The following is a 16717-nucleotide window of genomic DNA, read 5'->3' on the forward strand; positions in this document are numbered from 1 at the left end:
CCGCGCGCCACGCCATCGACCAGCAGGTTGGTGGAGGTGCCGATCAGCGTCAGCGTGCCGCCCATGATGGCGGCATAGGAAAGCGGGATCAGCAGCTTGGAGGGCGCCTTGCCAAGCGCGCGGGCCATCTGGATGAAGACCGGGATCATCACCACGACGACCGGCGTGTTGGAGACGATGGCCGAGGAGAGCAGCACGAAGGCGAAGAGCCCGGCCATTGCCAGCCGCGGGCGGCGCGTGGCCTGAGCGGTGGCGAGGCGGGTGAAGCTTTCCAGCGCGCCGGTGCGCACCAGGGCGGCCATGACGATGAACATGGCGGCGATGGTCCAGGGCGCGGGGTTGGCCAGCACCTTGAGCGCATCCTCATAGGGCAGCAGCCCGGTCACCAGCATCAGGGCGACACCGCCGATCGCCACCACCTCGGTCGGAAAGCTTTCGCGCACGAAAAGCACGAACATCCCGAGCACAACCAAGAGCGCGAAAACCGCCTGGTACGTCTCGGGAAGCGGTAGAATGGATGTCATTCAAAAACCCCTTCAATCAATAGGGTCATCTAGTCCCCGGGCGCGCCGGCCTGCAAGCCATGGGCCGGGCGCCCGCGCCTGCCGCCTGCGTCTGCCTCAGAAGCGGGCGCTGTGCCTTCATCTTTCCCCAAATATGCCCGCCGGAGGCCGGGGGCCGGCAGGCCCCCGTTTCGCGCGCGAAACATCAGAACAGGAAATCCCCGGGATCGAGGTCCTTCACGGCGACGCCGCGCAGCAGGATCTGGTTGCCGCCGCCCGCGTCGATCAGCGCCCCCTCGGCGGTCTGGCTCAGGTGGTGGGCGCTGAGGTCGCCATAGTCGGTGATGCTGGCCACCCCCGAGAGGTCGATCTTCTCGTGCGGGTTCCGCGCCTCGAAGTCCCGGATCTCGTCCTGGCCGAAATCTCCGGAGAAGACGAAGGTGTCGGCATTGAAGGCGCCGACCAGGATGTCGTTGCCCTGGCCGCCCTCCAGCCGGTCAAAGCCCGCGTGGCCGACCAGGATGTCATCTCCCGATCCCCCCAGCAGCAGGTCGTCGCCATTGCCGCCGAACAGCCCGTCGCGCCCGCTGCCCCCGCGCAGCACATCGTTGCCGTCTTCCCCGAACAGCCGGTCCAGCCCCGATCCCCCCAGCAGCGTGTCATCCCCCGATCCCCCCAGCAGGTTGTCGGCCTGGGCGCTGCCATCGGCATAGTCGTTGCCGCGCCCGCCGCGGATCAGGTCGAAACCGGCCTCTCCCGAGAGCACATCGTCGCCCGAGCCGCCGTGGATCACGTCCTCCTGGGGGCCGCCGCGGATGCGGTCATGGCCGGCGCCGCCGATCAGCAGGTCGCTGCCGCTGCCCCCGGCGATGATGTCGTTGCCGTCGTGCAGGCTGATCGTGTCGTTGCCGGTGCCCCCCAGCACGGTGTCGGCGCCGGCGGTGCCGAGGATGGAATCCGCGCCGCCCCCGCCATCGGCGGCAAAGCCCGGCAGGATCTGGAAGGCATCGGCCCGATCCCCGGCGCGCAGCAGCGTGCCGGTGGCGCTGCCCGTGAGCGCGCCCTCGGGCAGCAGGGCGGCGACATCGTGCAGATGGGCGAAGCCGAAGCTGGCCCCGGCCGTGCCGGGCAGGGCGCCCGCGACGCCCCCGGTGGCGGCGGCGCGCGCCTCGTCGAGGGTGACGAGGCTCAGCTCCCAGGGGGCGAGGGAGAGGGTGACGGAGGTCTGGTCATAGGCCAGCTCCCGGCTGGCATCGATGTGCAGCTCGGGGATCTTGCCGGTCTCGCCCAGGGTGGCGACATGGGCCTGGGTGCGGTCGGCATCCAGGCCGAAGCCGGCGAAATCCAGCGTCACGGTCATTGCCCGGGCGGCGGCGACGAAGCTGGTGACGGCATTGCCCTGCGAGAAGGTGTAGAGGAAGAGGTCGTCGCTGCCGTCGCCGTCCATGTCGCGGGCATGGACCGCGCTGCCGGCGGCCAGGCCCGGGGTCAGGGTGCGCAGCAGGGCGAAGGTGGCGCCGGGCATCTGCATGCTGGTCACCTCGCCGTCATGGGAGACCAGGGTGTTCTGGTTGTTCTGCAGGACCGGCCAGACCTGGGCCTCGTCGATGCCCTGGGCGATCATCTGGTGAAACAGCGACACGGTGCCCAGCCCGCCCTGAAGGCAGCTGATCTGGTCCTGGACATAGCTGGCGTTGCGCAGGTTCCATTCGGTCGCCAGGGCCTGCAGCGGGCGGGTCCCCAGGCCCTGGGCGGCGGCATAGCTGTCGAAGGCGCTCTGCCAGTCGGCGATCAGGCCGATGTCCTCGCGGATGCTGCCGCTGCCCGAGGAACCCTCGGCCCAGGGCTGCCAGGGATAGAAATGCGAACTGACGCCATCCACCGCCTTGAAGAAGTCGGCGGTGGATTCGACATGGGCGTAATCCTGGTCGAGCCCGTCGTCGAAGAGCCGCCTGAGCAGCGGGTTGTTGCCCTTGTCGCCGTATTTGACGAAGGCGGTATGGGCGATGATCCCGACATGGTCGGCGCCGGCGTCCTCCAGGGCCTCGTTCACCCAGACCGCCATGTTGCGCATCAGCGCGGCGGCATCGGCGGTGCTGTCGAGGAAATCGCCGTTGTGACCGCCCATCCAGGAGGGGAATTCATTGCCGATCTCGAAGCCCTTGATGGCGGCGCCGGAGCGGTATGCGAGGGCCTCGGTGACGAAGGCCTTCACCTGGGCCTCCAGGGTGGCGATCTCCTGGGCGGTGCCGGTGCGGATGGTCTCCATGAAGCGGACCATGGGCAGCACGATGGTGACCTCGGCGGCGCGGGCGGCGGCGAAGTCGAGGAAGGCGCCCAGCCGGGTCAGCCCGGTGGTGTCGGAGGCATCGGCGAAGTGCTGGGCGAGGATCGCGTCACCGGCGCCGGCCTCGAAGTGGCGCATGTCGGTGATGTCGAGGTAGCTTTCGGCGATGGTGCCGCCGGGATAGCGGAAGCAGGTGACGCCCAGCCACTGGGCGGCATCGGCGTAGGCGCCGGAATTCTCGAGGGTCTCGCCCTGGCCCTGGCGGTTGGCCAGGTAGTTGGTGCCGAAATGGTGCAGGGTCACCGTCCGGGGATCGGTGCCCGGCGCCAGCGGGATCCGGTATGTCATGTGCAGCCTCCGACCCGGGAGGATCGGCGGGGCAGGGGGCGGGGAAGGGGCCGGAATATGGCCATTCCGCGGCATCTGGCTTGCATTCGGGGGATCGGTGGCTGGATCGGGGGCAGGGCCTGCCGCATTCCTGGGCAGGACCGCCGCGCCGTGCCTGCGTCATCGCGCTGCGGTTGCGGCCCGGAGGGGCTGTATACCGGCCCGCGCGAAGCGCCGGGGGGCCGGGCGGCGGCGGCGCGGACGGGGGCATTCGCCGTTGTTTTTGCTTTGTTTTGCCGCTTCCGAAACAGGATGTTGGGAATGGAGCCGGAATTGGCATACATTCTAAATGGTTAATTATTGACCATTTCAATATCGGTTTGTATGCTGGTAATTTAAATTGAACTTGTTGTGTTTGAATGATTTTTTCATCCCAAAGGATAACTCCATTTGGGTAGGCGCGCATGTTTTCGAAAATTGATCCGCACTCCGTTTCCGGTCCCTCTGCCACGCGCGCGGACGTTCTGCGCGGCTATCAGGCGCTGTTCCGGCGGATCCACGCCGCCCGGGCCCGCACCCTGAGCACCCTGGCCGGCGGCCTGGTCTTCCTGCCGATGGCGCTGCAGGCCCAGACCGGGCCGGAGATGATCGCGCTCGATGGCATGGACGAGGTGATGAGCTACGAGCTGCTCGAGGATGGCTCGGTGCGGGTGGCGCTGGTCAACGGGCAGACGGTGCTGGTGGCGGCCTCGGCGGTGACGGTCGAGAACGGCGCGGTGCTGGTCAATGCCATGGCCTGGCAGGAGATGACGACGGTGGCCGAGATCGGCTACATGCCTCTGATCGCCAGCGGCCTGGGCATGAGCGGGCTGATCATGACGGCGGCCAGCGGCGGCAACACCAACCTCGGCACGATCACCAAGCTGATCCAGGTGATCGACGCGCCGCTGGAGAATGCGCTGGTCTTCTACGACAGGAACCTCGACGGCATCCCGCAGGAAAGCGAATACCTGGGCCTCACGGATGAGAACGGCGCGCTCAGCGTCAGCTACACGCCGAGCGCGGGCGCCAAGTTCCTGATCATCCCTTCCCCGGTTGCCGATGCCATCGCCGATTACGGCTGGAGCGAGGCCTTCCTGGACAGTTTCGACGGCGTGGTGACCCGCGACGTGGTGACCGAAAGCGTCTATGGCCAGATCCTGTCGGTCAGCGACAACGGCGCGGCGGGCACCCAGGTGGCCTCTCCGGTCTCGACGCTGATCGCGGCGGGTGTCAGCGCCGCGCAGGTGAAGGCGGTCTTCGGCCTGCCCGCCGATCTCGACCTCGACAGCTTCAACTTCTACGAGGCGCTGGATTCCGAGGATCCGGCGCTGCGCGAGGCGGCGCAGAAGATGTCGGCGGCGGCGGTCATGGCCTCCAAGGTGATCGACGCGGCGGTGGCGGCGGCCTCGGCGGGCGGCGCGCTTGGCACGGCGGAACAGGCGGCGGTGGCGGCGCAGGCCATGGCCGATGCGGCCAAGGTGATCGCGGCGCTGTCCGGAGAGACCGACCTGGCGCTGGTCACCAAGGCGGCAAGTGCGGTGGCGGTGGCGGGGGCGCTCTCGGAGGAGGTCGATACCGATGCGCTGGCCGCCAGCCTGGCCGGTGCCATCACGACGGGCGGCGAGGATCCCGCAGCCGCGCTGGATGCGGCGATCGACACCCAGCTGGCGGCCCTGCCGCTGAGCACGGCGCAGCAGGATGCGGTGAAGGCGGTTTCGGCCAGCCTCGGCAGTTCCGCGACCGCGGTCTCGGAGTTCTTCGACGGGCTGGATGACACCGGCACCACGGGGGCCGATTTCGCCACCACCCTGACCGATCTCTCGGACGGGGCTTCGGAGGCGGTGAACGACATCCTGGCCGAGGAGCTGCTGGGGCTCGATCTGGAGGCCGATACCGCCGAGGCGGTGGAATACCAGAGCGCCAATATCAAGGGCAACGTGCTGGAGAACGACCAGGTCGTGATGACCGACACGGAGGGCGCGGAGACCAGCGAGGGCCTGGCGGCGACCGCACGGGTCGCGGCGGTCAACGGCACCGAGGTCAACGCGGTGCTGGTCGAGAGCGGCTCGGGCTATCTGCACATCAGCACGGCGAATTACGGTCTGAGCAGCCTCTCGAACGGGCCGGCCCTGTCGGCCAGCGATGACGCGGTGACCGCGATCCTGGGCGAGGACACCCTGCCGGCGGGGCGCGACGTGCCGGGCGGGGCGACCGAGACCTCGTTCTCCTATACCACGGCGACGGTCAGCGCCGGGCAGGTGCTGAGCTTCGATTACCTGGTCTCGACGCTGGATTACATGCCCTACAACGACTACGCCTATGTCTTCGTCCAGGAGGTGGATGAAGACGGCGCGCCGCTGGATGAAGGCAGCTATGTCTACCTCACCGCCGAGGACGGGCTGGCGGATGTCGAGACGCTGAAGGGGGCGGAGTATTTCGTCGGCGTCGGCGAGGCGGCGACGCAGTCGGGCAGTTTCGCATATACCTTCGACGCGGCTGGCACCTACCGCATCGTCATCGGCGTGGCCGATGTGCGCGACACGATGGTCAGCACCAGCCTGACGGTGTCGGACATCCGGATCCTGGACAGCGCGGGCGAGACCGCCGAGGCGATCCTGCTGGACACCCTGACCCAGGTCGGCGACGTCTACATCACCGGCGCGGTGTCGGCCGAGCTGAACGCCACCGTGGTGACCGGCATGTACGGCACGCTGATCATCGATGCCTCGGGCGATTACACCTACCAGGTCGGCGGCAGCAATGCCGAGGACATCGCCCCGGGCGAGGTGGTGGTGGACAAGTTCACCTACACGGTCGAGCTGGCGGATGGCACCCAGGCCACGCAGACCCTGAAGATCCAGGTCACCGGCGCCGACGAGATCCCCGAGGTCTTCAGCATCCTGGTGGTCAAGGATGCCGACCTTTACGATGCCCGCTACAGCGATGACGTCATCTCGCCCTACATCAATCAGGAGGCGGTCTCCGAGACGCTGATCAAGGGCTATGTCAACAATTCCCAGGGCAACACGGTGACGATCACCGTGACCGACGTGACCGGCGCGACCGTCACCGGCACGGCCACGGTCAATGTCTACAACGAATACGCCGTGACGCTGGACCTTTCGGAGCTGGCCGAAGGCGCGCTCGACATCGCCGCCAGCATCACCTTCTACGAGGGCACCGAGAACGAGGGCACCTACACGATCCACGAGAGCACGATCCTCGACACGATCCTGGATGCCGACAACAATTTCGCGGTCAGCGTCCGCGACCAGAGCCTGGACGGGCTGACCCTGAACCTGTCCGGCATCAATGCTGCGGCGGGGGAAAGCGCCAGCTACTGGATCGAGATCAGCGGGGGCGACGGCGGGAGCACCTGGGTCTCGGCCAGCGGCATCACCAGCAACGGCAGCATCGGTGTCGATTTCTCGGGGGTGGACTGGAGCAGCTTCCTCGGGGCCTCGGTCTGGCTTTCCGCCACCCTGTCGGACGAGGCGGGCAACGCGAAAAGCACGTCCCTCGATCTTGCCTCGGCGCCCACCGTCTACAACCAGACCAGCGACACCTATTTCTACGACCTGCAGGCGGCGCTGGACGCGGCGGCAGAGGGCGACGTGCTGCAACTGGGCGGCGTGACCTTCGAGGGCGACTACACGCTGGACAAGGCGGTGACGATCCTTGGCAACAACGCCGGTGTCGCGGCCTGGTACATGGACGAGGACAGCGACACCCCGGTCTATTCCGAGGATGGCGGCAGTGAGGTCGGTCGCGACGCGGAAACCGTCTTTACCGGCACGATCACCGTGGCGGCCTCGGACGTGACGCTGGACGGGGTGCTGCTGGATGGCGACGAACCGCTGACCTGGGACGAAAGCCTGCTGGCGGACAGCCCCGGCGCGCTCGACAATTTCGCGCTGCTGAACTCGGTCATGACGACCTATTCGGCGGCCAATGCCCCCAGCTTCAACGCCGGCTCCGATGCCGAGCTTGGCACCTATACCGGCGCGGCCGCGGCCTCGGGCTGGGTGATCTCGGGCAACCTGATCGGCGGCGTTACCTCGGGCACCGGGGGATCGCTCTATCTCAGCGGGCTCTCGGACAGCACCATCAGCGACAACATGTTCTGGCGCCCGGCGGCGGGGCACCTTTACGTCTCCTCGCTGAGCGATACCGAAATCTCGGACAACTACTTCTACATGGGGCTGCATGCCGACGGGCTGGTGCTGGACCGTTCGGGCCAGGACTTCACCCTGGACGAGGGCTTCGTGGGCAGTGACGGCTATGGCTACGGGGCGGTCAGCGACCCCGATGCCGTCTTCTTCGGGCGCAACTTCTGGCTGGAGCTGAAGGGCGACAACGACGGTGTCACCATCACCGGCAACGACGGCGCCTACAACAGCGGCGGCATCCAGCTTTACGGCGAGGCCGAGGGCTACAGCTTCGACAACATCACCATCAGCGACAACACTTTCGAGGATTTCATCAACGCCGATCCGAACGGCGTGCTGATCGACAAGTCGGGCTTCATGGGGGCGATCTCGGTCTCGATCCAGGAGGGCAGCAGCGGCTCCAACATCGTGATCACCGGCAACACGATCACCGCCGCCGAGGACCAGGTCTATTCGGCGCAGGATTCCTACAGCCTGATCCTGGTGCAGGGCGTGGCCACCGACGTCACCGTCGAGGACAACACGATCACCTGGGAGGCAACCTCCAGCGACGTGATCCTCGAGGCGCTGGATCACGTCGGCGTCTCGGCCTCGACCTATACCGGCACGCTGGTCGGGGTGACCTTCGCGGGCGGGCTGTCGGGCACGCTGCTGCTCTCGGGCAACAGCTTTGAGGACGCGACCGCCGATACCGACGTGGCGCTCTACCTGGTCAAGGCGATCGAGGATTTCGGCACCCTCAGCGCCGCTGTCGAGGCCAGCGGCAACGACTATTCGGACTGGGCGTCCTATTACGAGGGGCTGCTCTCGGGCTTCGAGACCGCCGACCTGGAGGATCTCGACCTCGACATCACCAGCGTGCTGCACATGCAGACCGGCACTGCGGCGGCGGATGTGCTGAGCGGCACCGCCGATGACGACGTGATCGCGGGCGCGGGCGGCGATGACGAGATCGACTTCTCGGCGGGGGGCAACGACACGCTGCTGCTGGAGGCGGACCCGGACGACAATGGCGAGGACATGGTGAGCGGCTTCACCCTCGGGGACGGGGCGGGGGCGGACCGGATCCTGTTTGCCGATCTCGACCATGACGCGCTGCGCGGCGATGGCACGGTGGCGCAGGTCGTCAGCGCCGGGGACACGGTGGATGCCGATGCCGGGATGCTGATCCTGACCACCGAGATCGCCGCGACCGAGGGCGCGGAGGAAGAGGCGCTGGCCGAGGCGCTCTCCTCGCTCGAGGGGCTGGAGGCCGGCGACAGCTTCTATGTCATGGTCGATTTCAGCACCACCGATGCGCTGATCGGCAAGGTGACGATCGACGAGACCGGCACCGATGGCACCGCCGCGCCGCTGGCCGAGCTGCTGGGCGTCACCAGCCTGGCGGCGCTGACCCAGGCGAACCTGCCCGATTTCATCCTTCTGGCCGAGGCCTGAGGCGGGATCTGCCGGTCCCGTCCGGGGAAGGGGCGGGGCCGGCGCAAGACGGACCGGGGGCATCCCCGGCAAGACGGGGAACCGGAAGGCCCGGGCCTTCCGCAGACGGGACAAAGACCATGACCTTGAAACAGCTCTGTGCGGCGTTGCTGGCCGGGGCGGCCTGCACCCTGGGCACTGCCGCCCGGGCCCAGCAGGCCGAGACGCTTTCTGCCGGAGAGTACCTCGGCTATCTGACCTCGCTGGCGCAGGCCTCCGAGAGCCCGGTGCCCCGGGGCCGCAGCGGCGCCTCGACCATCGGCATCCCGAGCGGCTTCACCCTGCCGCAGGGTACCGTCTTCGCTGCCGGTGCGCTCAGCAACATCCGGGGCCGCAGCAGCGAGGATACCGACGGGTCCGGCGCGGTGGGCTTCGGGCTGGGGGATGCCGAACAATCGGTGGGCCTGGAGGTGGTGCTGGGCATCAGCAGCGTCGATCCGCAGGATTTCGGGGATTCCGGATCGCTGGCGCTCAAGCTGGCGCGCCGGGTGCCCGCGCCCTTCCCGGGCGGCGCGGCCAGCGTTGCCGTGGGCGTCGGGCGGCTGGGCACCTGGGGCGATGTCGACGGGCTGGAGACGGATTACTACGCCATGGCCTCCAGCACCTTCTACGCCGGGCGGATGCCGGGGCTGGTCAGCATCGGCTACGGCTCGGCCATCGGCACCTTCGAGGACAGCGGCGGGATGATCCTGGGCGCGGGCCTGGGGGTGCTGCCCTGGCTTTCGGCGGGGGCCTCCTGGTACGGCGACGAGGCGCTGGCGGGCCTGGTCGCCGCGACCACCCTGCCGGGCAGCGACATCGGCGTGCAGCTGGGGATCAGCTACGGCGACGTGACCCATGCCAATTCCGACGGACGCTGGGTGCTGAGCCTGGCCTTCGTCAAGACCGGACTGTTCTGAAGACGAAAGGCAGGGGCCATGGCACGGCACAAGAGATATCGCGGCCCGGGGCGTTGCCCGGGTGCGGCGCAGCGGGGCCCCGGCCTCCGGGCCGCTTTCCTGGCCTCTGGCCTTCCGGGATCTGGCCTTCTGGGGGCCTGCTGCCTGGGCGCGGCGCTGTTGCTGGGCGCGGGCGCGGCGGGGGCGGGGCAGATCTCGATCGTCAGCCCGCCGGCCTCGGTGCCGGTGATCCCTCCCAGCACGACCCCGCCCACCACGACCCCGGTCACGCCTTCGGTGCCCGACACCGGGGTGGTGGTGCCCCCGACGGTCAGCCCCTCGGTCACTTCGGGCGCCTCTGCGGGGGCCCTCCCGCCGCTGCCGCCCTCCACGCTGGCCCCCCCGGGAACGGCGGGCGGCGGTGGTCCGGGGCCGGGCGTGTCGCCCGCCGCCCTGGCGGGCTTCGACACCGGCCAGCTGTCGCTGGCCGAGGCGGCCATGGCCAGCCGGACCATCACGCAGGTGCTGGCGGCGGGCGCGCCGGGGCTGTCGCCGCAGATGGTGCAGGCGCTGCGTCAGCAGCTTGCGGCGCTGGAGCGCCGGCTGGCGCGCTGATCCGGCACGACACTGGCTGGCGAAGGGCCGCCCCCGGGGCGCGCGCGGCCCTTTCGCCTCCGCCTCACTCCCGGAAGGCGCTGTCCTTCACCTTGATGACCGGGCGGATGATGTAGTCGAGCACGCTTTTCTTGCCCGACAGGATGTCCACCTGGGCGATCATCCCGGGCATGATCTGCACCGCCGCGCCCTCGGCATCGAGGATGTTGGAGCGGGTGCGGATCTCGGCCACGTAGACCTCTTCCTCGTCGCGCTCGCTGCGCTGGATCGCATCGGCGCCGATGCGCAGGATCTCTCCGTCGAGCGATCCGTAGCGGGCATAGTCATAGGCGGTGATCTTCACCTTCACCTTCTGGCCCGGGTAGAGGAAGGCAATGTCCTTGGGGCGGATATAGGCCTCCACCAGCAGGCTGTCGTCGAGGGGGACGATCTCGATCAGCTGCTCGCCCGCGCGCGCCATCGAGCCCAGCGTGGTGCGGTGGATGCGGTTGACGATGCCGCGCACGGGCGCGCGGATCCGGGCCCGGCGCGCGCGCTGCTCAAGCGCGGGCAGGGCGGGTTTCAGCGCCGCCAGATCGGCGGTGGCCAGCGCCAGGTCGGTCAGCGCATCGGTGCGGTACTTCTTCCGCTGCGCCGCGATCTGCTGGTCGATCTCCTGCAGGGCCGATTGCAGGCGCGGCACGGCGGCACGGGCGCGCACCAGCTTGCCGGTCAGCTCGGTCTCGGTCTGGGCGAGGCTCAGCAGGGTGGTCTGGGGCTCGATCCCGCGTTCGACCAGCGGCGCCATCAGGGCGCGCTCCTGGCTGAGGATGGCCAGCGAGGCCTCGGCGGTGTCGATGTCGGTCTTCCCCTCCGCCAGCTCCTGGGCACGCTGCACCCGCTGGCTTTCCAGGATCGCGATATCGGTCGCCAGCGCATCGGCGCGGCCGCGGTAAAGATCGGTCTCGCTGCGCACCACCTCGGGGGCGTGTTCGATCAGGGCGGGGGCGAAATCCAGCGCCTCGCCCGAGATCTCGGCCTTCAGCCGGGTGATCCGGGCCTCCAGCCCATAGGCCTTCTGCTGTTCCTGCCCCAGGTCCGAGGTCATCTGCACCCCGTCAAGCTCCATCAGCACCTGGCCCTTGTCGACCAGGTCGCCCTCGGCCACGTCGAGCTTTTCCAGCACCGCGTTCTCGGCGGCGTCGATCACCTGCACGTCGCCCGAGGGCACGATGCGGCCATCGGCGCGGGTGACGTCGTCGATCTCGGTCAGGTGGGCCCAGAGGGCGGCGGCGGCGATCAGCACGAGGATCGTCAGCAGCAGCAGGGAGCCCCGGACCGGCGAGCGCCCGCGCAGGGATTTCGCCAGCGCGTCGAAATCATGGGGGCGGCTCATGCGCGGCCTCCCTCGGCCGGACGCCGGTTCAGCATGGATTTCGGCCCGTCGGCCTGGATCCTGCCGTCATGGATCACGATGACCCGGTCGACGAGATCCAGCAGCGAGGTGCGGTGGGTCACGACGATCATCGTGGTCTCCTTCATGTCGCGCGAGAGCGCCGCGATGACCTCCTGCTCCTTCTGGATGTCCATGGAGGAGGTGGGCTCGTCCAGCAGCAGGATCGGGGGGGCGCCGACCAGCGCGCGCGCCAGGCAGATGGCCTGTTTCTGCCCGCCCGACAGCCCCTCGCCCTTTTCGCCAAGCGCCATGTCGTAGCCCGAGGGGTGGCGCGAGACGAACTCGTCCACCCCGGCGGTCTGCGCCGCCTTCAGGATCGCGGCATCCGAGGGGCGCAGGTCGCCGATGGCGATATTGTCGCGCACCGTCCCCGAGAGCAGCCAGTTGTCCTGCAGCGCGGCGCCGATGTTGCGGCGCAGGTCGCCCGGGTCGATCTGGCGGATGTCGATCCCGTCCACCCGCACCGCGCCCGAGCCGGGCTGGTAGAGGTTCAGCAGCATCCGCGCCAGCGTCGACTTGCCCGATCCGATGCGGCCCAGGATCGCCACCTTCTCTCCGGGTTTCACGGTGAAGCTGACGCCCTTCAGGGTTTCCACCATCTGGCCGGGATAGGTGAAGTGCACGTCCTCGAAGGTGATTTCCCCCTTCAGCTCGGGGCGCGAGATCCAGCTGCGGTCCTCGGGGTGCTCGGCCCCCGCGCGCATCACCTTCGAGAGGCTCCGGTAGGAGCTGCGGGCGGCATTGGCCCGGGTCAGCGTCTGCGCCAGCTGCGCCAGCGGCCCCAGGCAGCGCCCGGTCAGGATCACCGAGGCGATCAGCGCCCCCATGGAGGCCTTGCCCTCGGAGATCAGGAAGACGCCGTAGAAGACGATCATCACCTGGGCCGCCTGCTGGGCCAGCCCGGTGGCGTTCAGCGCGAACTGGGTGATCGCGCGGCTCTGGGTGCCATGGCTGGACTGGCGGTCGATGGCGGCCTCCCAGCGGGCGCGCATGAAGCGCGCGGCCCCGGTGACCTTGATGGTTTCCAGCCCCGAGAGCGTCTCGACCAGCACGGATTGCTTGGACTGGCCGTCGGCATGGGACTGTTCGGCCAGGCGCGCCAGGAAGGGCTGCACGATCAGCCCGAGGAACAGCACCACCGGCACCGCCACCGCCGGCACGATCGCCAGCGGCCCGCCGATCAGGTAGATCACGAAGATGAAGAGCGTGACGAAGGGCAGGTCGACGATGGCCACCAGCGTGGCCGAGGTGAAGAAGTCGCGCAGGGTCTCGAATTCCCGCAAGGTCGCGGCCATGGCCCCGACCGAGCCGCGCCGCTCCGACATCTGCATGTCGAGGATCTGGTCGAAGATGCGCCGTCCCATCAGCAGGTCGGCCCGCCGCCCGGCGCGGTCGATGAAGCCGGCCCGCAGCATCTTGATCAGGAAGTCGAAGAACAGCGCGATGCCGATGCCGCTGGTCAGCGCCAGCAGGCTTTCGGTGGCATCGTTGGGCAGGATCCGGTCATAGACCGTCATCGTGAAGATCGAGGTCGAGAGCCCCAGCACCGAGGTGATCATCGCCGCCAGGATCACCTGGGCATAGGACCATTTCGAGGCGGCAAGGGCCGACCAGAACCAGTGCCCCCGGGCGCGGGGATGGGCCGAGGGGTCGGCGGCATGGTCGCGGCGCAGCAGGATCGCATGGCCGGTATGGGCGGCCTCCAGCCTGTCGCGGGCGATCTCTCCCAGGCCCTCGCCCAGCTCGGGGTCGTGGATCACGCAGGTCTTCGGGCCCGGCCGGTGCAGCACCACGGCGCGGCCCCCCTCCAGCATCAGCACCGCCGGGCAGAGCGCCGCGTCGAACTGCTTCAGGCTTTTTCGTCCGAAGGCCGCCTGCAACCCGGCGGCTTCGGCGGCGGCCAGGGCATCGCGCACCGTCATCTCGCCGTTCGGAGCCGAGATCGCGGCAAAGAGCGCGGCATGGGTCAGCGGGCGGTCCAGTTCGCGCGCGACATGCAGCAGGCAGGATTCCAGCGCGGTCAGGCGGCGCGGATCGGGGGGATTGAGGGCGCTGATCTCGCTCATCGGGTGACCGTCACGATATCTTCCATGCTGGTGCCGGTGGCCTCGACAATGTCGCCGGTCAGCGAGAGCGCCTCGTAGCCTGCCAGCGTCATGTCGGCCTCGGCGGTGATCACGTTCTCCTGGGCATCGACATAGTCGGACTGGGCATCGAGCAGCGACAGCAGGCTGCGCCGGCCGATCTGGAATTCCTCGCGGGCGGCGGCGACGTTGTCGTGATTGGCCGCGACCGCTTCCTGGGCGGCGGCGCGGCGCGCGGCGCCCGAGGCCCGGGCGGCCTCGGCGTAATCGAGCGAGCGGCGGATGTCGCGCACCAGCGCCGCCTTCTGGGCCTTCATGTCGTTGACCTCGGCGGCGGCCTTCTCGACCGCGGCGCGGGTCCGGCCGCGGGTGTCGAACGGGTAGTCGACCGACAGGTCGAAGGTGACGTTCTGATCGCCCCGGGCATCGTTCTTGGCGGTGCCGCCCAGCGAGACCTGGGGCATCCGCTCGGCCTGGGCGAGCGCCAGCTGCGCCTCGCTGACCGCGAGGCTGGAATTGATGGCCAGCAGCCGGGGCGCATTGCCGATCCCGGTGTCGGAGCGATCCAGCAGGCGCGGCGGCACCGGGATGGCGGTGTCCCCGTCGGGGGTGAAGCCGAAGACGGCGATGCAGTTGGCACGGGCGCGTTCCAGCGCGGTCTGGGCCTCGATCACCATGGTGCGGGCATCGGCAATGCGCGAGCGCACCGCCAGCGCGTCGGACTGGCCCCCGGCCCCGGCGGCGCTGCGGGTCTCGATCAGCTGGCCGATCTCTTCCTGGGCCGAAAGGTTGTCCTGCATCAGCGCCAGGGTGCGCGCGGCAGAGTGCAGGCTGACGTAGGCCTCGACGGCGGAATAGGCGACCTCTGAGGCGGAGACGAGGCGGTTGTTGCGCGCGGCCTCGATGGCGGCCAGCGCGGCGGTGCGCTGGCTGGAGGAGATGCCGCCGTCAAAGATCATCTGGGTGACGCGCAGATAGGGGGTGGCATAGCTGCCGGGGGTGGTGCCGCCGGTCTCGTGGATGGCGGAGGCCCCGACCGAGACCGCCGGGATGTAGGGGTTCGACACGGTGCCAAGGTCGGCGGCGGCGGAATCGATGGCATAGCTGGCGCTGCGCACATCCGGATGGCTGCGCACCGCCGTGGCGATCATCTTGCCGAAGCCGGTGGCGGCCAGGCTGCCCGAGAGGCGCGGCGCCGGGGGCGGGGCCGTGGCGGCCAGGGCGATGGCCTGGGGCGCGGGTGTCGGGGCGGGGGCGGCGGCGGGATCGGCCATGCAGCCCGCCAGCAGGCAGAGGGCGGGCAGGGCCAGAAGGGAAGGGGGAAGGGTCATGGTCCGTCGTGTCCCGTGATCGCGTCGCGTTCGCTGACATATTGAGAGGCAAGGCTGTCGAGGAAGTCGTTCAGCCCGGTATCGTGTCCAGTGTCGGGACCGGTCTCGGTCCCGGGGGCGCGGACCGGTCGGGGGGCGCCGCGCCGCGCCAGCTGCCGGGTGATCAGCTGCATATGGGCGATCTTCTGGAGCGAGACCGCCTGGACATAGGCCAGCTCGGTGCCGCCCGCGCGCGTCAGCCGGCTGAGCTTCAGCGGGTCGAGCCCGGCCAGCGCGCTGCGCTCGATGGTCTCCAGCCCGTCGAAGGCCGCATGGTCGAGCGCCTTCAGGCTGCGGGCGGGGCGCAGCAGGCCGAACTGCCGCAGCAGCCCCGCGGCGCTGCGGCTGCGCTGCAGGGCGCGGTGATAGCCTGCGAAGAAGCCGGCGATCTTGCGCAGCGCCGGGCCGGGGGCGCCGGCGGGATCATGCAGCGGCACCGCGCCGGGGGTCCCGGCGGGCACCACAAGCGGGCTTTCGGGATCGATCAGCAGCACCGGGGCGGGGGCGCGGGGATCGCAGCCGAAGGGGGCGAGGCGCAGCGCGGCGGGCACGTAATGGCCGCGCCAGTCCCCCGCAGGGCCCAGGACGGCGCTGTCATCCTCGTCCTCGAGCCGCAGCAGCGCCACCGGCAGCGGGCCCAGGGCGTCGGTCTCGAACAGCAGCGGCTGGGTGGCGGCGACCTGGTGCAGCTCGCTCAGCACGACGGGGGCGGTGCGGATACCCGCGAGGTGGCGGTAGTCGCGATGCGGGCGCCAGGCGGTCGCCGCGTGAAGCACGGGATCGAGCCGGCAATAGCGCGTGCAGAGCGCCTCGAGATGGCTGGAAAGGGGCGTCATGGTCGGGTCTTCAGCGCGAAAGGCCACGGGGATCCGCATCCGGGGAGCCGGAGGATCTTCCTGTCATGCCAGTACGTTCGATCATCACGTCAGGGTCCCGGTCCTGAGGGGTGGTGCGCCGAGCATAGGGGAAAACACTCAACCTTTGGTTCAGGGGTACAGGGAGGGTCGGGCGGGCGACAAGCCCCGTCGGGCCGGGGGGCGGTCCTGCCGGGGGAAATGTCACCGGAAGGAAACAGCTGCGGTTTTTCCCGGCAAACAAGGCAGATGTGTGCCAGTTGCCCGGGGCGGGGAGGGGCGATCGGTCCGGGCCTGCTCCGGTCCGGAGCGGGAGGCACGCTCTCCCTTGGGGTGTATCTGTCCGACCGGGGGCCGGGGGGCGTGCAGCGCTCGGCCAGAGGGAGGGCGCCGGGTCATGGGCAAGGCATGATGCATTCTAAGTTTTCAATGCGATGGGGGGCTCTTTTCGGGGGCCGGATCACATGCCCGGGCACGCTGTCTTTGGCAGCACTCCGGCCCGCGGACGGTTTTGGGAGATTTATCGATCCAAAACCGTCCGCGTTGTCCGCGTTGTCCGCGTTGTCCGCGTTGTCCGCGTTGTCCGCGTTGTCCGCGTTGTCCGCGTTGTCCGCGTTGTCCGCGTTGTCCGCGTTGTCCGCGTTGTCCGCGTTGTCCGCGTTGTCCGCGTTGTCCGC

The 16717-nt window shown here is 69.1% G+C and carries 10 protein-coding genes; 3 read left to right on the forward strand and 7 right to left on the reverse strand.

The window, feature by feature from the left end; translation table 11 throughout:
• Together KM176_RS22845 and KM176_RS25330 are read right to left on the reverse strand one after the other, a co-directional pair.
• On the reverse strand, window positions 1-524 hold a 524-nt coding region (locus KM176_RS22845; protein ID WP_215558828.1), incomplete at its 3' end, for an SLC13 family permease.
• A gap of 184 nt (window positions 525-708) precedes the next feature.
• The gene (locus KM176_RS25330; RefSeq protein WP_272916809.1) at window positions 709-3138 is read right to left on the reverse strand and encodes a calcium-binding protein; all 2430 of its coding nucleotides are present in this window, start codon (window positions 3136-3138) and stop codon (window positions 709-711) included.
• 443 nt (window positions 3139-3581) lie between these two features.
• Between KM176_RS25330 and KM176_RS22855 the strand changes: the two genes are divergently transcribed.
• From KM176_RS22855 to KM176_RS22865, 3 genes are all read left to right on the forward strand, one after another.
• Complete coding sequence (locus tag KM176_RS22855; RefSeq protein WP_160896929.1) at window positions 3582-8765, forward strand: VCBS domain-containing protein; 5184 nt, start codon at window positions 3582-3584, stop codon at window positions 8763-8765.
• A gap of 119 nt (window positions 8766-8884) precedes the next feature.
• Complete coding sequence (locus KM176_RS22860; RefSeq protein ID WP_160896928.1) at window positions 8885-9703, forward strand: hypothetical protein; 819 nt, start codon at window positions 8885-8887, stop codon at window positions 9701-9703.
• An 18-nt stretch (window positions 9704-9721) separates the two neighbouring features.
• The gene (locus KM176_RS22865; protein ID WP_160896927.1) at window positions 9722-10297 is read left to right on the forward strand and encodes a hypothetical protein; all 576 of its coding nucleotides are present in this window, start codon (window positions 9722-9724) and stop codon (window positions 10295-10297) included.
• Window positions 10298-10361: 64 nt separating this feature from the next.
• Here the strand turns inward: KM176_RS22865 and KM176_RS22870 are convergent, their stop codons facing one another.
• From KM176_RS22870 to KM176_RS22890, 5 genes are all read right to left on the reverse strand, one after another.
• Complete coding sequence (locus KM176_RS22870) at window positions 10362-11672, reverse strand: HlyD family type I secretion periplasmic adaptor subunit (RefSeq protein ID WP_160896926.1); 1311 nt, start codon at window positions 11670-11672, stop codon at window positions 10362-10364.
• The gene (locus KM176_RS22875) at window positions 11669-13798 is read right to left on the reverse strand and encodes a type I secretion system permease/ATPase (RefSeq protein WP_160896925.1); all 2130 of its coding nucleotides are present in this window, start codon (window positions 13796-13798) and stop codon (window positions 11669-11671) included. Before KM176_RS22875 ends, KM176_RS22870 begins: the two co-directional genes overlap by 4 nt.
• On the reverse strand, window positions 13795-15147 hold the full coding sequence (locus KM176_RS22880) for a TolC family protein (protein ID WP_160896924.1): 1353 nt from the start codon (window positions 15145-15147) through the stop codon (window positions 13795-13797). Before KM176_RS22880 ends, KM176_RS22875 begins: the two co-directional genes overlap by 4 nt.
• On the reverse strand, window positions 15144-16022 hold the full coding sequence (locus KM176_RS22885) for a SapC family protein (protein ID WP_160896923.1): 879 nt from the start codon (window positions 16020-16022) through the stop codon (window positions 15144-15146). The genes KM176_RS22880 and KM176_RS22885 overlap by 4 nt, the downstream gene beginning before the upstream one ends.
• A 413-nt stretch (window positions 16023-16435) precedes the next feature.
• On the reverse strand, window positions 16436-16717 hold a 282-nt coding region (locus KM176_RS22890), incomplete at its 5' end, for a hypothetical protein (protein ID WP_215558829.1).

The sequence above is a fragment of the Pseudooceanicola endophyticus genome, assembly GCF_018760365.1.
Lineage (GTDB): Bacteria > Pseudomonadota > Alphaproteobacteria > Rhodobacterales > Rhodobacteraceae > Pseudooceanicola > Pseudooceanicola endophyticus.

What these genes read in the sequence shown, in the direction of transcription:
- KM176_RS25330 (WP_272916809.1), bottom strand. Translation starts at nt 3,138, where the DNA reads ATGACATACCGGATCCCGCTGGCGCCGGGCACCGATCCCCGGACGGTG.
- KM176_RS22860 (WP_160896928.1), top strand. Translation starts at nt 8,885, where the DNA reads ATGACCTTGAAACAGCTCTGTGCGGCGTTGCTGGCCGGGGCGGCCTGC.
- KM176_RS22885 (WP_160896923.1), bottom strand. Translation starts at nt 16,022, where the DNA reads ATGACGCCCCTTTCCAGCCATCTCGAGGCGCTCTGCACGCGCTATTGC.
- KM176_RS22865 (WP_160896927.1), top strand. Translation starts at nt 9,722, where the DNA reads ATGGCACGGCACAAGAGATATCGCGGCCCGGGGCGTTGCCCGGGTGCG.
- KM176_RS22875 (WP_160896925.1), bottom strand. Translation starts at nt 13,798, where the DNA reads ATGAGCGAGATCAGCGCCCTCAATCCCCCCGATCCGCGCCGCCTGACC.
- KM176_RS22880 (WP_160896924.1), bottom strand. Translation starts at nt 15,147, where the DNA reads ATGACCCTTCCCCCTTCCCTTCTGGCCCTGCCCGCCCTCTGCCTGCTG.
- KM176_RS22855 (WP_160896929.1), top strand. Translation starts at nt 3,582, where the DNA reads ATGTTTTCGAAAATTGATCCGCACTCCGTTTCCGGTCCCTCTGCCACG.
- KM176_RS22870 (WP_160896926.1), bottom strand. Translation starts at nt 11,672, where the DNA reads ATGAGCCGCCCCCATGATTTCGACGCGCTGGCGAAATCCCTGCGCGGG.